This window comes from Pseudomonas sp. gcc21 (assembly GCF_012844345.1).
Lineage (GTDB): Bacteria > Pseudomonadota > Gammaproteobacteria > Pseudomonadales > Pseudomonadaceae > Halopseudomonas.
The window spans coordinates 1,257,971-1,276,497 of sequence record NZ_CP051625.1; the positions used below are offsets into that span (position 1 = coordinate 1,257,971).

Below are 18,527 nucleotides of genomic sequence, written 5' to 3' on the forward strand. Positions count from 1 at the left end.
CTTAAGATAGCCGCTGCACTGCCCCTTCTACAGCGCAAAAAGGAACCCATTAATGCCTGGCCTGGTATTGGCGTCCAGCTCCCCATATCGACGCGAGCTTTTGCAGCGCCTTCAGCTGCCCTTCGAATGGGCAGCGCCCCATATAAATGAAGAAGCTTACACCGGCGAGTCTGCTGAAGAACTGACACTGCGCCTGGCACTGGACAAAGCGCGCGCCCTGGCAGAACGCTTCCCGAGCCATCTGATAATAGGCTCCGATCAGGTACTGTTGCTGGAAGGCCAGCCAGTCAGCAAGCCCGGCAGTCACGCTACCGCCGCCAGCCAATTGCGACGGTGCAGCGGCAGAACCGTCCGCTTCGTTACATCACTATGCGTGCTCGACTCCGCCACAGGTGATTACCAACAGGACTACGTGCCGTTTGAAGTCGCGTTCCGTACGCTGGACGATGCCAGCATTGAGCGCTATCTGGCTTACGATCAACCCTATGATTGTGCCGGAAGCTTCAAGGCGGAGGGACTGGGCATCAGCCTGTTCAGTGCGTTGCGCGGTGATGACCCCACCAGCCTGATCGGCCTTCCGCTGATCAGGCTATGCGAGATGCTCAGGCAGGAAGGCACCCGGATCCCCTGATCAGACAATCAGCGCAGGGTTGGAGCCGGTGCGGTAGTGGCCAGCTCCAGCTGCCTGGCCAGGGCCGTGCCGATGCTCGTGCCGAGCTGCCGGGTAAACCGCGCCAGGGGAGACTCGCGATAGGTAAAGTCCACGGTTTCTTCAGCGCCGATGACGTCCCGGGCAACACTGGACGTGCTGGCCAACCCATCAATCAACCCCAGCTCAAGCGCCTGCTCGCCAGACCACACCAAACCGCTGAACAGCTCAGGGTCATTTTTGAGCCGATCGCCCCGCCCCGCCTTGACCTGATCAATGAATTGCTGATGCGTATTGTTCAGCACTGATTGCCAGAACTCGCGCTCATCGGCCTTCTCAGGCTGAAACGGATCAAGAAAGGTTTTGTGCTCACCGGCCGCGTATGTCCGACGCTCAATGCCCAACTTGTCCAACGTGCCAACAAAGCCGAACCCTGCTGCTGTTACGCCAATCGAGCCGACCAGACTGGCCTTGTCGGCATATATCTCGTCCGCCGCTGCGGCGATGTAATAGGCGCCCGAGGCACCTATATCAGCAATAACCGCATACAGCTTGATATCCGGATACTCACCACGCAGTCGCTTGATTTCGTCATACACATAGCCGGACTGGACAGGACTACCGCCCGGGCTATTGATACGCAGTACCACGCCCTTGGTATTCTCGTCTTCAAAGGCGCGCCGCAGGCTAGTCACCAAATTGTCAGCGCTGGCCTCTTCGAGATCTGCGATAGTGCCGCGCAGTTCAACCACAGCGGTATGCGGCTCCGCTGTACCGGCACCGTCACCGCTTCCCCAGGGCGAAAGCATCAAAAATGCGCCAAGTAGATACAGGAAGGTCAGCGACTTGAAGAAGATGCCCCAGCGGCGCGACCGACGCTGCTCCTGAATCGAGGCCTGCAGCGTTTTATCCAGCAATTGCCATGCTTTACGATCTTCTTTCTCCACTGCAATCTCCTCCCTGGAGCGCATCGAACCCTCGGTCCATTCATCCCCTTGCATGCTCATACCTCGATTGTCTGGCGGGCGCCGTAACGCGGCATCACCCAGCCGTGGAACTCAATAAACTCGTCAATGCAATGCACCGGGTCGCAACACAACAGCTGCTCCCTGCTTTGCGCCCCGTAACTGACCGCAAGCCCCGCTATACCGGCATTACGCGCCATGTGCATATCGAACTCGCTGTCGCCGATCATCAACGCTTGCTCGGGCGCGATATCCAGTTGCGCCAAGATTTCCCGCAGCATCAACGGATGCGGCTTGCTGGCTGTTTCGTCCGCGCAGCGCGTGGCATCGAAGTAATCCGTCAGACCATGCTGTGCGAGAATCCGCTGAAGGCCGCGCCGGCTCTTGCCAGTTGCCACTGCAAGATTGAACCCCCGCTGCCGGCAGGCATCCAGCGTATCCATCACGCCCTCGAACATCGGAGACGGGGTGAGCTCCAGCCGGATATAGCAGTCACTGTACGCTTGCTTGAGCGCCGCGGCCCGTGACGGGTCATCGAGCTCCGGATACAGGGTAGCGATAGCCTCGGGTAACCCCAAACCAATAATGCCGCGCACGGCCTCGGCAGCCGGAACAACCAAGCCCACCTCATCGGCCGCCACCTGCATGGCCTCGACGATCCTCTCGACCGAATCCACCAGCGTGCCGTCCCAATCGAAGATCAGGGTATTGAGCTCATTCATAGTCGGCCAATCGCGCGAGAGTGTTATCCCACATCTGGCCAGGCTCAGCACTGATTTCCAGCACGGCACCATCTGGCAGCTCTGTACGCAACGAGGCCGCGTGCAGGAACAGACGCTTGCCGCCCAGCTCTTTTATCTTCTGGGAGAAATCGTCATCACCATACTTTGGATCCCCGGCTATCGGATGCCCTGCATGGCGGGCATGCACGCGGATCTGATGCGTACGGCCAGTGATAGGCTGCGCCTCGACCAGCGTGGCGAAATCACCGAAACGCTGCAGCACACGAAACTCGGTCAGCGATTCCTTGCCTTCGGCATCCACCTCTACCATCCGCTCACCGGAACGCAGATTGTTCTTCTGCAGCGGCGCATGCACCCGCTTGGTGGTGGCCGGCCAACGCCCGCGCACCAGTGCGATGTATCGCTTGGTTACACTGTCGCTACCATTATCGCCTCGCAGCGCCGCGTGCAGATGGCGCAACATGCTTCGCCGCTTGGCGATCATCAAACAGCCGGAGGTATCACGATCCAGCCGATGCACCAGCTCCAGCTGGCCACTGGCCTCAGGCCGCAACTGGCGAACAGCCTCGATCACACCAAAATTCAGCCCACTCCCACCATGCACCGCCAGTCCCGCCGGCTTGTTGACGACAATCAGCGCCTTGTCTTCATAAAGAATGCTGGCTTCCAAGGCTTGCAATATACCGCGCCCGACCAGTGCGGGCTCGTTGGGCTCCGGCAGGCGCACCGGCGGAATCCGTACGCTGTCGCCGGCCTTCAAGCGGTAGTCAGGCTTGATCCGCCCCTTGTTCACCCGCACTTCCCCTTTACGAAGGATCCGGTAAATCAGGGTTCTGGGAGCGCCCTTGAGGCGGGTAAGCAAAAAGTTGTCAATGCGCTGGCCGGCCAGGTCCTCAGGAATCAGCACGGTTTGGACGGCAGATGGCGCTTCAGATGCAGGAATTTTCATCCGCGCATGATACATTTTTTCATGCAATTGAAGCACTTAAAAAATGCTGATATAGTCCGGCGAGCTGCGGTTATTGCAGCCGGGGAAGATGGATGAACACTAGTCCTGCAGACGTTCCCCAGAAATACCGAGATAGAGGCTTAGCCAGGCCAAAATAGATGCCGGCGGCCCCTATGATCGACACCCTGCTCGCCACATGCGCGAACAGAATATAAACCCGCTCTCGGGAAAACGATGAGCGGCACCCGATTCAGATGGGTAAGTGTTTAGGTGGAGATGCACAGCTTCAGGATCATGTGACGAGCGCTGACACTTGCCATTTCATTGTGTCCCCGTTCCCAGTCCGGCTGATTCCTCCCTAAAGTATCGTTTCGCTGTACTCGCCACAGACTCAACTGTCGCCGCCAACGGGCGCGATATGAACTCTGAACAAGGGCAAGGTTTGGCCCAAGCAGAAACACACCTGACACCTAACGGACGAGTCGCAGGTGCCGTACTCGTGTTTTCCAGAGAAGCACTGGAACACAACGGTACTTCATGAAAAGAATGCTGATCAACGCAACTCAACCCGAAGAGTTGCGAGTAGCCCTGGTAGATGGCCAGCGCCTGTATGACCTGGATATTGAATCCGGCGCACGCGAACAGAAGAAAGCCAACATCTATAAAGGCCGGATCACTCGAGTAGAACCCAGCCTGGAAGCCGCTTTTGTCGATTTCGGCTCGGAGCGTCATGGCTTTCTCCCCCTCAAGGAAATTTCCCGCGAATATTTCACCAAGCAGCCTGAAGGCCGCGTCAACATCAAGGAAGTACTGAAAGAAGGCCAGGAAATCATCGTCCAGGTCGACAAGGAAGAACGCGGCAACAAAGGCGCAGCACTCACCAGTTTTATCAGTCTGGCCGGCCGCTACCTGGTCCTTATGCCAAACAATCCACGTGCCGGCGGTATCTCGCGCCGCATTGAAGGCGAAGAGCGCAACGAGCTGCGCGAAGCCATCAACAGCCTGAACGTCCCGCCGGACATGGGCATGATCGTCCGCACTGCCGGCCTGGGCCGCAGCGCAGAAGAACTGCAATGGGATCTCGATTACCTGCTTCAGTTGTGGGAAGCCGTCAAATCCGCCTCCTCTGAGCGCAGCGCTCCGTTCCTGATCTATCAGGAGAGCAATGTCATCATCCGTGCAATCCGTGACTACCTGCGCCAGGACATCGGCGAAGTCCTCATTGATAGTGAAACGGTCAAGGAAGAAGCGCTCAACTTCATCAGCCAGGTGATGCCGCAATACGCCACCAAGGTCAAACTGTATGAAGACAGCGTGCCGCTGTTCAACCGGTTCCAGATCGAAAGCCAGATCGAAACAGCCTTCGAACGCGAAGTAAAACTCCCCTCGGGCGGCTCGATCGTTATCGACCACACCGAGGCCCTGGTCTCTATCGACATCAACTCTGCACGGGCGACCAAGGGTACTGATATCGAAGACACCGCGCTTCAGACCAACCTGGAAGCGGCAGAAGAAATCGCCCGCCAGCTGCGCCTGCGCGACATTGGCGGCCTGATCGTAATCGACTTCATCGACATGAGTCCGGCGAAAAACCAGCGCGCGGTTGAAGAGCGCGTGCGCGAAAGCCTGGAGGCCGACCGCGCCCGGGTACAGGTCGGCCGCATCTCGCGCTTCGGTCTGCTGGAAATGTCTCGCCAGCGGTTGCGCCCGTCGCTTGGCGAAACCAGCGGCATTGTCTGCCCGCGCTGTAACGGCCGCGGCACCATTCGTGACGTCGAATCACTATCCTTGTCTGTGCTCCGCCTGATCGAAGAAGAAGCACTCAAGGACCGCACAGCCGAAGTACGGGCACACGTACCCATCGCTGTCGCCACCTTCCTGCTCAACGAAAAACGCGAAGCGCTGGCCTTGACCGAGGCGCGGAACAAAGTCCGCGTGCTTATCCTGCCCAGCGAGCACATGGAAACGCCTCATTTCGAAGTTCAGCGTCTGCGTGACGATCACGAATCGGTACTGAACGGCGAAACCAGCTACACCATGAGTGCGGATATTGTCGCCGAGGAGCCCGTGCCGGTCAGCCAGACGCGCGCCATCGTCCGTCAGGAAGCCGCTGTAAAAAGCATCTCCCCTTCACGCCCTGCACCTACTCCGGCTGCACCGATCGCAGCCACCCAGGCGATCCACGAGACTCAGCCAGGCCTTTTCAAGGGTCTGATCAAATCACTGGTCAGTCTGTTTGCCAGCGATGAGCAGACGGCCGAAGAAAGCAAGCCTGCCGCTGCTACAACCGCACCAGAGCGCAAGCCGCGCGAAAGCAATCGCAGCAGCGATGGACGCAGCAATACACGCAACCGGCGCCAGCGAAGTGATCGCAGCGACAAGGCTCAAACGCCACGTCCGCCTCGCCCTGAGCGCGCGCCCAAGCCGGAGCGTGCCGAGCGCAATGTCGAAGAACAAACCGCCGCAACACCGACGACTGCACCGACTGATAGCAAGCCAGTTGAGACCGCTCCACGCCGCCGTCGCCGTAGCCAGGAAACAACCAGCGAACCACGGGTTCAGCAGGATACGGAAAGCAATCGTAGCGCAGCACCTGCAGAGCGTCGCCCTCAGCGCAACGAAGAAACCGCGGCAGCCATTGCAGAGCCAGTAGCAGCTGAGATACAGGCTGATGAAGCTGGCAACGAGGGGGAGCGTCCGAAGCGCCGTTCACGTAACAGCCAGCGTCGCCGCAACAACCGTCGCAGCCGTCCCGTGCAGGACGAGACTACCGCAGAAAGCACAGCGCAAACCGATGCGCAATCCTCTGGCTCCACCCTGGACGCTTCCGATCCGAACAGTGATGTCGTGCCAGCTGCGGCAGCCGTCGCTGCGACAGCCGCAATCGCGTCGTCGATCGGTGAGGAGCCAAAAGCGGTGTCTGCGTCGCAAGCCCAGGCGCAACCAGCTGAATCAGCCAACCCACTCGATCAAGTCAAAATGCCTGTCGAAAGCGGCCTCAATCAGACTGCAGTCAACGCCGAGCAATCGATTGAAAACGCAGTGGAAGCCTTCAGCCAGTCCAGCCGCCAGGACTCGGACGACCAGACTGAGAGCACGACCACTGTTCAGCCTGACTCAGCCCCGACGCCTGTAGCACCCGCAGCCGACGCTGCACAGGCCGAGGCAAAACGCCCCGCTGACCAGGTTACCGAAGTAACAGCAGAATCTCCGACGTCCGAAACCAAGCCTGTCGTAGAGAAAGCTGAAAAAGCCGAGCAAGCGAGCGGCCCAGAGGCGCATGCGACTGAATCGCCCGTCAAGGAGCCTGCAGCGGAACCCGTTGCAGCACCGCAGGCAGCGAAGCCAGAGCAGGTAGCCGAGTCAGAGAAGGCAGCATCCGAGCCGGTTTCCAAGCGCGCTCCGGCGCTGACTGAAAGCGGACGTGCCTACAACGACCCACGGGAAATCCGCCGCCGCCAGCAAGAAGCCAAGCGTCTTGCCGAAGAGCAGGCTCGCGAAGCAGAAAAGCCTGCAGCAGTGGAAAAGACTGAAACGCCTCTCGAAACCGTTGAAGCACCTGCATCCGCCAACGCCACCGGCGACGACCAGCATCCCGACACACATGTATTGGGCCAGCAGTTTGTCACGCCAGAAGAAGCGGCAACCGAAACTGTAAAGCCAGTACACGATGCTACCGGCGACCGGACGCATCCTGCGACTAATGCGGTGGAACAGCAGAAGGAGCAGCTGAACAGGACCGATCTGGAAGCACCTGACGCGCTGCCAGAGCCAAGCGATGTAAAGGATCATCCTGACACGCACGTCCAGGGACAGCAGCGTGAGGAAGCAGACGAGGAACGTGCTTCAACCAGAACGCGGCCTACACACGATGGCACTGGGAAGGAAGGCCATCCGGACACCCATGTGCTTGAACAGCAGCAGGAAGAACCCAACAAGCAGTAACGGGTAACAAAAAAGGGGATGCTTCGGCATCCCCTTTTTGTTTCTGTAGCAAGCCAACTTATTCTGCTTACAGAACCCTCTTCTGGCCCGGTTTGGTCTTGTCATAATCCCAGAACGATTGGCTCCATCTCCAGCGATACGCCGAAACGTTGCCGGATGTCCGTTTGGATACGTGTGGCGAGCCCCATGATGTCCTCCCCCCTCGCCCTGCCGTAATTCACCAATACCAACGCTTGCTCACGGTGAACCCCAGCGTCGCCGTCGCGGGAGCCTTTCCAGCCCGCCTGTTCAATCAACCATCCCGCGGCCAGCTTGTAGCGCCCATCCGGCTGCATATAGCTTGGCAAGCCGGGCCAGCATTGCTGTAACGCTTCCGCCTGTTCAGCGGTTACCAGTGGATTCTTGAAGAAGCTACCCGCGTTGGCCAGTTGTGAAGGATCGGGCAATTTAGACTGACGTATCTGGCACACCAGTTCGCTGACAACCCGCGCATCGGCTCGCTGCAAACCGGTTGCCTGCCAGGCATTAGCCAGCGGGCCATATCCAAGCTTCGGATCAGGTACTGACGACAGGCGCAGCCGGAGTCGCAAGATGATGTAACGGCCCGGCTCTTGTTTGAACAGGCTGTCGCGGTAGGCGAACCGGCAATGTTCACGGTGAAGCCGGCGGATGTCACCAGTACACCTGTCGTACACCTCGACGCTTTCGAAAACATCTTCCAGCTCTACGCCGTAGGCGCCAATGTTTTGTACCGGCGCGGCGCCAGCAGTGCCTGGTATGAGAGACAGGTTTTCCAGGCCACACAAGCCTAGATCCAGGGACCAATTGACCAGCGCATGCCAGTTCTCCCCTGCTTCTGCTTCGATAATAACCTCGCGGCCGCTGCGCGAGACCACACGGCGACCGCGGCTGCGGATGGCTAACACCAGACCCCGAACGGGTCCGGCCAGAACCAGGTTGCTGCCACCACCCAGAAGGGTTACAGGCCAGGCGTGCTTGTCCGCTAGGGATAACGCCTGCAGCAATTGCCTGTCGTTCTCGACGAATACCAACCGCTCGGCGTGCTCGCTGATACCGAAGGTATTGTGGGTACGCAAGTCAGCGTTGTTGATTATGTCGAGCACGGTTGACAGGCCGTAGTCACTGATGCGCCTTCACCAAGGCTCGCCAGGAGACCCTGCGAAGCTCTCTCAAGCATATCGAGCACATCCTCGAAGCCCTGTTCACCACCATAGTAAGGATCCGGAATCTCCTCGGCGTCATGCGGAGCGTAACTCATGAACAGACGGATTTTTGCGGCACAGTGTGCTGGTGCGCGTCGCAGCAATTCCAGCAGGTTGCTATGGTCCGCAGCGAGGATCAGATCAAATTCCGCAAAATCACTGTCAGCGACCCTTCTGGCGCTTAATCTACTGATGTCCACGCCGCGACGGGAGGCTGCCGCGATGGCGCGGCGATCCGGCGGTTTGCCAACGTGATAATCAGCCGTGCCAGCGGAATCCACCTCGACGAGGCTGGCCAGCTCACTATGGGCCAGCAACTTTTGAAATACACCCTGCGCTGAGGGTGAGCGACAGATATTGCCCAGACAAACGAACAACACACGCATTACAGGGCACCTAGTACAGCGCGGACGCGATCCAGGTCGGCTGCCGTGTCAACGCCGGCGGGTGGGATTTCACAAGCTTCGGCAACATGTATACGGCAGCCAAACCAGAGGGCACGAAGCTGCTCCAGTGCTTCAGCTGTTTCGAGCGGGCTTGCTGGCCAGCGGACATAGTCGTGCAGAAAGCCGACCTTGTAAGCGTAAAGGCCAATATGTCGTTGAAACGGGACGCCTTGTGGAAGCACTCGGGGTTGTTCCGCAAACTGATCACGGCACCAGGGCATGGGGGCCCTGCTGAAATACAGTGCAAACCCCCGGTTATCGGTCACTACCTTGACCGCATTCGGGTTGAACAAGGTGTCGATATCCGTGAGCGGTTCGGACAGCGTCGCAATACTCGCCTCCGGATACTGCAGAAGATTGCCCGCCACCTGATCGATCAGCGCAGGCGGTACCAGCGGCTCATCGCCCTGGACATTTACCACACAGGCGTTGTCATCCAGGCCAAGCTGCGTGACCACTTCCTGTAACCGGTCCGTACCGGAGGGATGGTCGGCACGGGTCATGATCACGTCAGCACCGAAACCGCGACAGGCGTCAGCTATACGTTGATCATCGGTTGCTACTGTCACGCTCTCGGCCTGACTTTTACGCGCCTGAGTCCAGACATGCTCGATCATTGGTTTGCCAGCGATGTCCTGCAGCGGCTTGCCCGGCAGACGCGTGGACGCATAGCGCGCCGGGATGATGACGTGGTACATGTCAGCGATCCAGCCGTTCATCTGCGTCGAGCGAGCGCGCCTCGCCCTCCAGCATCACTGGAATGCCATCGCGAACCGGAAACGCCAAACCATCCGCTCGGCACCAAAGCTCGGTCTTGTCCTTGTTCTGGACCAGCGGCCCCTTGCAGAGGGGACAGGCAAGAATATCTAGCAGTTTGGGATCCATGGATACGACTCCTGGGAAAGATTAATGAACGGCGCCAAGCCTTGCGTCCAGCGCCGCAGCAAAGGCGTCGCTCAGTTCGGCGTCTACGGCCAGATACCACCAGTTGGCCTGTGCAAAGCCGATGCATTTGACAGCGTCTTTTTCGGTCATGATTACCGGCAGGGCTGGGTCCAACCCTGCAAAGCTGTCGGCATTGTAATCGGCATGGTCGCCAAAGGCATACTCTCTGGGGCTGAAAGAGAGGCCTTTCAGGGTGTCGAAGAAACGGCCCGGGTTACCGATACCCGCTACAGCATTAACCGTCCTGCTGTGCGGCCAGCTTGCAATATCACACCGCTCTCCCGTACATATATTAACCAGCGCAGAGGGTCGCAATTGCATCGCAAAGCCGTCAGGACGGTCGCTGTTGGCGCCATTGCGGATTACGAAATCGACGGAATCCAGCCTTTCCGGCGGCTCGCGCAGGGGGCCTTCCGGTAAACACTGCGCATTACCCAGACCGCGCGCAGCATCGACCAGTGCCAACTCTAGCGTGCGGCCCATCCGATAGTGCTGTAACCCATCGTCACTGATGATCAGGTCTACCTTGCACTGGGCCAGCAACTGCCTGGCCGCGCGTGACCGATCAGGATCAATGACAACCGGGACATTGCAGCGTCGGGCAACCAGCAGCGGCTCATCTCCGACCTGCCCGGACGTATCGAGCGCAGCGTCGATCAGCCAGGGAAAAGACGGCGGGGCCGCGCCATAGCCACGACTGATGACGCCGGGCCTGAATCCCCGGCGCTGCAAATGCTCAATCAGCCAGATAACCATAGGGGTCTTGCCCGTACCGCCCAGGGTGATATTACCCACCACGATCAAAGGCACAGGCGGCTGCCAACTGGCGGCGGAATCAGAGAGATAGGAGCGGCGGCGGCGAGTTGCCACCGCGCGATACAGCAAGGAAAGAGGACGCAGCAGCTTCAGCCAGGCGTGCCCGTCATACCAGGCACGTAGCATGAATCGTTCAAGCGACGGCTGTTTCACTGGCCGTCGCCCGCCTCCAGCTCGCTGGTAGTCAGTCGCAGACGGCTGAAGCCCAGCTGCCCTGCCGCATCCATGACGGTGATCACCGACTGGTGCGATGCCTTGCCGTCCGCAGTGATCACAACGGGCAGATTGGTATCACCAGCCGACTCGCGTTGCAACGCATTCTTGATGGTATCCAGTCCCGGAGCAAGCAGCGTTTTATCGTTTATCGCCACCTCCCCCGTTGCGGAGATGGTCAGCTCGATCTGCTGCGCGCGGCTTTCGACGGGATTACCCGAGGCGGCCTCGGGCAAATCCAGCTCCAGCTGCGTTTCCCGGGTAAAGGTTGTCGAAACCATGAAGAAAATCAGCAGCAGAAACACCACATCAATCAGCGGAGTCAGGTTGACGCTGATCTCCTCGGGTCGCGTACGCCGAAAGTTCACGGTCAGGCTCCCTTGCGAACGCTGCCGGGACGCAGCGGAGCGCCCTCCTGAGCGACTGCAGAGGCGTCGACATCACGATTACCCTGGATGACCTCGACCAGCTTGGTGGCTTCCTGCTCCATAGCGATCACCAGCTCATCGATGCGACGCATCAGGAAGCGATGAAAGAACAACGCCGGAATCGCTACGGTCAGACCCGCTGCGGTGGTCATCAACGCTTTGGAGATGCCTCCTGCGAGCACGCCGGTATTACCGGTACCCTGGGCCATGATCGCGCTGAAAACATCGATCATACCGACCACCGTACCGAGCAGACCAAGCAGCGGCGTAATGGCAGCGATGGTGCCCAACGTGCTGAGGTAACGCTCCATCTCGTGAATGACCTTACCGGCCGCTTCCTGGATGCTTTCCTTCATGATTTCACGGCCATGACGTGAGTTCGCCAAGCCGGCGGCGAGGACCTCGCCCAGCGGTGAGTCGGCGCGCAGTGTTTTCAGTTTCACCGAATCCATCTGGCCTTCCTTGACCCAGCGCCAGACCTGCCCAAGCAGGCTCGGCGGTGCGACTTTGCTGCTACGCAGCGTCCATAGTCTCTCTATTACAATAGCAACGGCGATTACCGACGACACCAGGATTGGCAGCATTAGCCAACCACCCGCACTGATCAATTCCCACACAAGCGATCCCTCCCCCAAATGGTTGAATACTCTAGCACAGACCGCGCGAACCGCGGCCCCGGCGGATATCAGGTGCCTGGCTATTCATGCCAGAAGCGCCTTGAATGCTCGCGCCAGCTCCATAGCTGCATGCTCTGCCCTGTTCCATTCAGGACGAACCGCACAGCTCCGGACGTCGCAGTATAAACAGGTTCGGCGCCGAGTTCGCGGTAGCGTTGCACAACGTTTTTGTGGGGGTGACCGAAGCGGTTCCCATAGCCCGCGCTGAACACCACCCAGCGTGGCGCAACAGCACGAATAAAAGCATAGGAGGACGAACTTCGGCTGCCGTGATGGGGCGCGAGCAGCAAGTCTGCCTGCACATCCTCGGCTAACAGCTCGTATTCTCCGGACATGCCCAGGTCGCCGGTGAGTAACAGGCTGGAGTCACCGGTGGTGACTTTCAGTACACAGGAGCGATCATTGGAATTAGCCGGCGCGCCTGCAGCGTACATAATCTTGAAATGCACACCGTCCCAATCCCAGCTATCACCGGCACGACACTGCTCGGCATTCAAGGCAACCGCCTGTCGCTCATGCTCGCCCGATAGCACCCGGTCCACCTGCATCAGACGCTGGATCGCCAGGGCGCCCCCTGCATGATCGTTATCTGCATGACTCAGCAGCATGACATCAAGCTTCCTGAGACCGAACGAAACCAGGGCTGGGTGAACCACAGCTTCTCCAAGATCAAAACCACTGCTGAGTCGTGCCCCTGTATCGTAAAGCAGCGTGTGGTTGCTGGTCTGGATAAGCGCCGACGAACCCTGGCCAACGTCCAGGACGGTTACCCAGAACGCGCCCTGCTGCGGAACTGGCCGACCAGGGAGCAGCAGAACGGCCAGACTGACCAGCGCAGGAACGAGTAACAATCTGCTCAGCGGGCTGAGCAAGGCAAGCGTTCCTGTAGCCCCCACCGACCAACCCAGCCAACCCGGAAATGCCATCCGCAGCGGCGCCTGAAAATCAGCAAACCAGGCCAAACCATCAAACAATGCATCGAGTGCGTGCGCGGCAGCCAATAACAGCCAGGACCAGCCAAACGCCACGTCAAACACGGCGCCAAGCAGCGCAGCCGGCACCACCACCAGACTTACCCAGGGAATGGCAACTGCGTTCACCAGCGGTGCTGACAGACTGACGGGCATCGCCCAGAGCAGAAGCCAGGGCCACAGCCCAACGAAGATTACCCATTGCGCCTTGCCCCAACGCAGCCAGATACCGCGTACGGCAAGCCTTCCGCTCATGCCGAAGATCAGCAGACCCACGGCCATGAAGGACAGCCAGAACCCGGCCTTGAGCGGTGCGGCAGGCGATACCATGACCACGGCACACAGCGCGGCCAACCAGGTTACCCATGGGCCGGGCTGGCGGTAGATCAAACGCGCAATCAGTACCAACAGGATCATCAACAACGCCCGCTGCGTGGGCACCGCAAACCCTGCCAGCGCCGCATAACCGGATGCGAGGAGAACAGCCAATGGCGCAGCGAACCAGAATCGCGGCCATCGGCCAGGAAACAGACGCAACCTGGCGCACACTGCCATGATCAAGAAAGCCAGCGATGCCAGCATGCCCACATGCAAACCGGAGATCACCATCAAATGACTGGTCCCCGTCGCCTGCATGATTGTCCATTCGTCAGCACTCAGTACACTGCGATCACCTACTATCAGCGCCAGCAAACGCTGTCCGCCGGGCTGGGGGACCAGGGTTGCGTCCAGCCGCTGTCTGATATAACTGCGCAGCCCACTCAGCCGGACCACCGGCTCCTCAAGCAGTTGACCGTGACGAATGCTTGCCAGAGCGCCGATCTCCTGAGCATAGAGCCAGGCTTCGTAATCAAACCCACCGGGATTGGACATACCGCGCGGACGCCGCAGGTTTGCTTCAAACCGCCAGCGCTGGTTGCTTGCCACTGGTTCTCCTGCATACCAGTGCGCGCGAATCAGGGGCAGCGCCTCGCCCGTATCAGCCATACGCGCTTCAGCCAATTCGAATCGCCAGCCAGTGAGGGTCGGCTCGGGCAGCCCACTGATGCGACCTTCAATCAATACTTTCTGACCATCGAGCGCAGGCACAAGGCGCTTATCAAGCATCTGATGATGGCAGTAGCTGGCCCAGATCAGTCCTGCTAAAAAAGCCGCGAATACCCGACCGGAGCGCCCGAACAGTGCGGCTCCCAGCATAACCGGCAGTACAACTGCGAGCGACCAGGCAGGAGGCAGGCTTGGCATAAGCAAGGGTGTGATGAGCCCGACAAACAGGGCAAAAAGCGCGGCTGACAACGCCATGGCGGAAACATCCTGTTCACCTGAAGTGCCGCCAGCCGGTAGTGTGACCGTGACATTCCATGCATAATTGATTCACTTCCAGCTGCTGGCCAGTCTGCAATGCCCCGCCGCCTTCTCAAACGCTACATGCCAAATCCGGAGCGCATCAAGCGAAGTAAATCGCTTCGTTTTATGGGGACTCTTCTGCATGATGCAAACCTGTGGCATCTCAACCGCCACAGTGTTGCGCGGGCGATGTCGATCGGTTTATTTGTGGCAATGCTGCCGATTCCCATGCAGATGCTGCTGTCGGCATCCATTGCATTGCCCGCACGAGCCAACCTCCCGGTATCGATTGGCCTGGTCTGGCTGACCAATCCGGTTACCATGCCGCCGATATTCTTCGTGCAGTACAAAGTGGGTACGTTGTTGCTGGGTACGCCTGAACGCACCATGCCCATGGAACTATCATTGGCCTGGCTTAGCTCAGAATTTCATCACATCTGGCAGCCCTTACTGCTCGGATCGCTGCTCTTTGGCATCATTCTGGCGCTGGTTGGTTATGGTGCCACCATGTTGTATTGGCGAGTGTGGGTCTCACGCAACTGGCAGCAGCGCAAACTGAGACGTCGTAGCCAAAGCTGATTGTCCGCGTCCCCCGGCGGCGCTAGCGTTCAGGCACGGGCAACGTTAGCGATTCCTTTACCTCTTCCATCACGATGTAACTTTTGGAGTCTCGAACGTTAGGGAGTTTCAATAGAATATCGCCCAGCAATTTGCGATAGGACGCCATCTCGTTGATGCGTGCCTTGATCAGGTAATCAAAATCGCCTGATACCAGATGACATTCGAGGACATGCGGCAAGGTGAGCACCGACCGGCGAAACTCTTCGAAAATATCCGCCGATTTGTAGGACAGGTTGATCTCGACGAACACCAGCAACCCGGCCTCCAGATGCGCCGGGTTCAACCTCGCCGAGTAACCCATGATTACCCCTTCACGTTCCAGCCGGCGCACTCGCTCGGTACAGGGTGTGGTTGAAAGGCCAATTCGCTCACCGAGCTCGGTAAACGCCAGTCGTCCCTCTGCCTGCAGCTCCCGAAGAATCTGCCGGTCTATTCGATCCAGCTCTCGTTGAGTCTTGTATTGGGCTCTCATGGTTATATGCACTAGACCTTTGGCTAATTGAACGTGAATTTACCCTGAATATAGCCGTTTAATCAGTGAATTTCACCATCTCAGCTTTCCTATAATCCGGTGAAAGCCACCTGCCCTGACCGGGCATGCACACTGGAGAAATACATGCGCGTTCTCATTCTCGGTAGCGGCGTTGTGGGAACTACCAGCGCCTACTACCTGGCCCGGGAAGGGTTTGAGGTTACGGTAGTTGATCGGCAGCCTGCGGTAGCGATGGAAACCAGCCACGCCAATGCGGGGCAGATTTCACCGGGTTACGCCTCGCCCTGGGCGGCGCCGGGCGTTCCGCTGAAGGCAATAAAATGGATGTTGCAGCAACATGCGCCGCTTTCCATAAAACCAACGGGCGATATCAACCAGTATCTGTTCATGGCGCGGATGCTGCGCAACTGCACCGCCGGGCGATATGCGGTGAACAAAGAACGCATGGTGCGCTTGTCCGAGTTCAGCCGCGACTGTCTGGACGAACTGCGCGCAGAAACAGGCATTGAATATGAAGGCCGGCAGCGCGGCACCACTCAACTCTTCCGCACCCAGGCCCAACTTGAAGGAGCGGCCAAGGATATCGCGGTACTCGAGCGGCTCGGCGTGCCATACGAACTACTCGATCGTGATGGTGTGTGCCGGGCCGAGCCGGCGCTGGCCAGAGTAAAGCACAAGCTGACCGGCGGCTTGCGTTTACCCAACGACCAGACAGGGGACTGCCAGATGTTCACCACTCGCTTAGCAGAACTGGCGGTGCGGGCGGGCGTTGAGTTCCGCTTCAATCAGAACATCGAGCGACTGGAATACAGCGGAGATCGCCTGAGTGGCGTAGTGATCGATGGTCAACTGGAGACCGCCGACTATTACGTGGTTGCGCTCGGCAGTTTCAGTCCGCAGATGCTCGCCCCGCTGGGCATCACGGCTCCGATATACCCCCTTAAGGGTTATTCGATCACCGTGCCGATTACCAACTCGGAAATGGCGCCGGTATCAACCATGCTGGACGAGACCTACAAGGTAGCTATCACGCGGCTGAACGACCGGATCCGAGTAGGCGGCATGGCCGAACTCCGTGGCTATGACCTGAATATTGATGCGCGCCGTGGGGAAACCTTGAAAATGATCGTCAAGGACCTGTTCCCTGAAGGCGGCAACCTGGCAGATACCGAGCTCTGGACCGGTCTGCGTCCAGCAACTCCGGACGGCACGCCGATCATTGGTGCAACCCGTTACCGCAATCTGTTCCTGAACACCGGTCACGGCACCCTTGGCTGGACCATGTCTTGCGGCTCCGCTCGCTTGTTGGCAGACCAATTGATGAACAAAACTTCCCGGATCAGCACCGAGGGTCTGGACATCTTCCGCTACACAAACAACAAAGAGGTCAGAAAATATGCACATCCAGCGACAGCACACTGACAAGCGCATGAGTCAGATTGTCATTCATCAGGGCATCGTTTACTTGTCCGGGCAGGTCGCTGACAATGTCAGCACAGATGTCGAGCAACAGACTCGCGATACCTTGAAGGAAGTCGAGAAGCTGCTTGTCGAAGCAGGCACCGATACGCAACACATCCTCTCGGTGACTATATATCTCAAGGATATCGCGCGGGATTTTGCAGGCATGAATACCGCCTGGGATCAGTGGCTGCCTGCAGGAACCGCGCCCGCCAGAGCAACCGTCGAAGCAAAACTCTGCGATCCGGACATTCTTGTCGAGATGTCTGTCATCGCGGCTCTGCCCGCATGAGTGATCGGCACCTTGGCCAGCCGTTAAGCACTGGTCACTCAGCCACCTGAACTACCCGACCTGCATCGCTGTTGAAGGTTACGGCCTCAACATGCACGGACGCAGTGACCGGTTCTGGAGCAATCAATCGAACCTGAGTTCACCCGGCATATCAATCACGGGCGCGGGCATCAATCGCGTCCGGGTTCATAATTCAAATAAGAGAGACATGAGATGAACAGACAATCCCTTCAGATAGCCATGGCTTACATGTCCGTCGTGATCGGCGGAGGCTTTGCCTCGGGGCAGGAAGTGTTGCAATTCTTCACCGGCTTTGGCCTGATCGGTATTCTCGGCACCCTGCTCAGTGGCCTACTGTTTGCCTTCCTGGGTATGCAAATCGCCCGTATCAGTTCGAAAATGAAGGCGGACTCCCACAAGGCCGTGCTTTATATCCTGTTTGGGCAGAAAGCCGGATTTCTGGTGGATCTCGTACTGTCATTCTTCCTGTTTGGTGTCGGCGTCGTGATGCTGGCCGGTACCGGTTCGATTTTCAGTCAACAGTACGATTGGCCTCCGCTTGCTGGTGGCCTCGTGATGACGACGCTGGTGATTATCACGCTCTGCCTCAATGTCAAAAGCATCATTCGGCTGATCAGCGCGGTATTGCCGTTTTTACTCGGCCTGGTGCTGATTATCACCACCTACTCGATCTTCAGCTACGACGCCCCCCTGGAAACCCTCGACCAGGTAGCCAAGCAAGGGGACACAGTCAGCTCCAACTGGATCCTTGGTGCATTACTCTATGCCTCATTCAATATTGCTGTCGGTTTTCCGATGCTGGCTGTCATTGGCGGCATGGTCAAATCACAGCGAGCAGCCAGCCTCGGGGGCATCCTTGGCGGGCTGGGTCTGGGGCTCCTGATTCTGCTGTTGAACGTCGGTTTGTTTGCCAATATCAATCAACTGCAGGGTGTCGAGATGCCAACGCTCGCGCTGGCCTCGAACATCTCACCGATCCTCTCGGTAATCATGTCGGTAGCGCTGATCTGCATGATCTACAGCACGGCTGTGGGGATGTTCTTTGCTTTCAGCGCGCGTTTCGCAGCGCCGGACTCGCTGCAGTTCAAATCTGTCAGTACAGTTTCCGTATTGATCGGTCTGGGTCTGAGCATGGCGGGCTTCAGCAAGCTGGTTGGCACCGTTTACCCGTTACTCGGCTATGTTGGCTTCGCCCTGATTCTTGCCATTGCCTTCAGTTGGATCCGCAACCGTCATCAACGTGTTGAGGATGCACCGGAGCTCGCCGTGACTTCCGCTGAATCCAGATAGTATCAACCGAGCGCAACGAAAAACGGCCGCTG

18 protein-coding genes are annotated in these 18,527 nt (G+C 58.4%); 6 read left to right on the forward strand and 12 right to left on the reverse strand.

Going from position 1 to position 18,527, the window contains the following annotated elements:
• The first annotated feature begins 52 nt into the window (after positions 1–52).
• Positions 53–631 carry a nucleoside triphosphate pyrophosphatase gene (locus HG264_RS05980; protein WP_169406796.1) on the forward strand — a complete coding sequence of 193 codons (579 nt, stop codon included), beginning with the start codon at positions 53–55 and terminating at the stop codon, positions 629–631.
• Positions 632–639: 8 nt separating this feature from the next.
• Here the strand turns inward: HG264_RS05980 and sppA are convergent, their stop codons facing one another.
• Genes sppA through rluC form a run of 3 tightly spaced genes read right to left on the reverse strand, consistent with a single transcriptional unit; the run spans position 640 to position 3,306 of the window.
• A complete protein-coding gene (sppA, locus tag HG264_RS05985; protein ID WP_372240202.1) occupies positions 640–1,650 on the reverse strand; it encodes a signal peptide peptidase SppA in 1,011 nt (336 codons plus the stop codon).
• A gap of 2 nt (positions 1,651–1,652) precedes the next feature.
• Positions 1,653–2,336 carry an HAD-IA family hydrolase gene (locus HG264_RS05990; RefSeq protein ID WP_169406797.1) on the reverse strand — a complete coding sequence of 228 codons (684 nt, stop codon included), beginning with the start codon at positions 2,334–2,336 and terminating at the stop codon, positions 1,653–1,655.
• Positions 2,329–3,306: a 23S rRNA pseudouridine(955/2504/2580) synthase RluC gene (rluC, locus tag HG264_RS05995; RefSeq protein ID WP_169406798.1), complete on the reverse strand. Its 978-nt coding sequence runs from the start codon at positions 3,304–3,306 to the stop codon at positions 2,329–2,331. Before rluC ends, HG264_RS05990 begins: the two co-directional genes overlap by 8 nt.
• A gap of 537 nt (positions 3,307–3,843) precedes the next feature.
• Between rluC and rne the strand changes: the two genes are divergently transcribed.
• On the forward strand, positions 3,844–7,251 hold the full coding sequence (gene rne / locus HG264_RS06000; RefSeq protein ID WP_169406799.1) for a ribonuclease E: 3,408 nt from the start codon (positions 3,844–3,846) through the stop codon (positions 7,249–7,251).
• 101 nt (positions 7,252–7,352) lie between these two features.
• Here the strand turns inward: rne and murB are convergent, their stop codons facing one another.
• The 8 genes from murB to HG264_RS06040 form a co-directional block, all read right to left on the reverse strand.
• Positions 7,353–8,375 carry a UDP-N-acetylmuramate dehydrogenase gene (murB, locus tag HG264_RS06005; RefSeq protein ID WP_169406800.1) on the reverse strand — a complete coding sequence of 341 codons (1,023 nt, stop codon included), beginning with the start codon at positions 8,373–8,375 and terminating at the stop codon, positions 7,353–7,355.
• Entirely contained in the window at positions 8,363–8,860 is a 498-nt protein-coding gene (locus HG264_RS06010) for a low molecular weight protein-tyrosine-phosphatase (RefSeq protein WP_169406801.1), read from the reverse strand. The genes murB and HG264_RS06010 overlap by 13 nt, the downstream gene beginning before the upstream one ends.
• On the reverse strand, positions 8,860–9,618 hold the full coding sequence (gene kdsB, locus HG264_RS06015; RefSeq protein WP_372240203.1) for a 3-deoxy-manno-octulosonate cytidylyltransferase: 759 nt from the start codon (positions 9,616–9,618) through the stop codon (positions 8,860–8,862). Before kdsB ends, HG264_RS06010 begins: the two co-directional genes overlap by 1 nt.
• Position 9,619: 1 nt before the next feature.
• The gene (locus HG264_RS06020; RefSeq protein WP_169406802.1) at positions 9,620–9,805 is read right to left on the reverse strand and encodes a Trm112 family protein; all 186 of its coding nucleotides are present in this window, start codon (positions 9,803–9,805) and stop codon (positions 9,620–9,622) included.
• A 21-nt stretch (positions 9,806–9,826) separates the two neighbouring features.
• Positions 9,827–10,807, reverse strand: a complete 981-nt coding sequence (gene lpxK / locus HG264_RS06025; protein WP_169409029.1) for a tetraacyldisaccharide 4'-kinase — start codon at positions 10,805–10,807, stop codon at positions 9,827–9,829.
• A 23-nt stretch (positions 10,808–10,830) separates the two neighbouring features.
• Positions 10,831–11,262: a biopolymer transporter ExbD gene (locus HG264_RS06030; RefSeq protein WP_169406803.1), complete on the reverse strand. Its 432-nt coding sequence runs from the start codon at positions 11,260–11,262 to the stop codon at positions 10,831–10,833.
• A 2-nt stretch (positions 11,263–11,264) separates the two neighbouring features.
• Positions 11,265–11,939, reverse strand: coding sequence for a MotA/TolQ/ExbB proton channel family protein (locus HG264_RS06035; RefSeq protein WP_169406804.1), 675 nt, complete (start codon positions 11,937–11,939; stop codon positions 11,265–11,267).
• A gap of 80 nt (positions 11,940–12,019) precedes the next feature.
• A complete protein-coding gene (locus HG264_RS06040) occupies positions 12,020–14,272 on the reverse strand; it encodes a DNA internalization-related competence protein ComEC/Rec2 (protein WP_169406805.1) in 2,253 nt (750 codons plus the stop codon).
• A gap of 99 nt (positions 14,273–14,371) precedes the next feature.
• Between HG264_RS06040 and HG264_RS06045 the strand changes: the two genes are divergently transcribed.
• Positions 14,372–14,896: a DUF2062 domain-containing protein gene (locus HG264_RS06045; protein WP_169406806.1), complete on the forward strand. Its 525-nt coding sequence runs from the start codon at positions 14,372–14,374 to the stop codon at positions 14,894–14,896.
• A 22-nt stretch (positions 14,897–14,918) separates the two neighbouring features.
• Here the strand turns inward: HG264_RS06045 and HG264_RS06050 are convergent, their stop codons facing one another.
• On the reverse strand, positions 14,919–15,410 hold the full coding sequence (locus HG264_RS06050; RefSeq protein WP_169406807.1) for an Lrp/AsnC ligand binding domain-containing protein: 492 nt from the start codon (positions 15,408–15,410) through the stop codon (positions 14,919–14,921).
• 144 nt (positions 15,411–15,554) lie between these two features.
• Between HG264_RS06050 and HG264_RS06055 the strand changes: the two genes are divergently transcribed.
• From HG264_RS06055 to HG264_RS06065, 3 genes are all read left to right on the forward strand, one after another.
• Positions 15,555–16,853, forward strand: a complete 1,299-nt coding sequence (locus HG264_RS06055; protein ID WP_169406808.1) for a D-amino acid dehydrogenase — start codon at positions 15,555–15,557, stop codon at positions 16,851–16,853.
• Positions 16,828–17,184 (forward strand): RidA family protein, encoded by a 357-nt coding sequence (locus tag HG264_RS06060; protein WP_169406809.1) that lies wholly within the window; start codon positions 16,828–16,830, stop codon positions 17,182–17,184. The genes HG264_RS06055 and HG264_RS06060 overlap by 26 nt, the downstream gene beginning before the upstream one ends.
• A 213-nt stretch (positions 17,185–17,397) precedes the next feature.
• Positions 17,398–18,495 (forward strand): hypothetical protein, encoded by a 1,098-nt coding sequence (locus HG264_RS06065; RefSeq protein ID WP_169406810.1) that lies wholly within the window; start codon positions 17,398–17,400, stop codon positions 18,493–18,495.
• Positions 18,496–18,527: the final 32 nt, after the last annotated feature.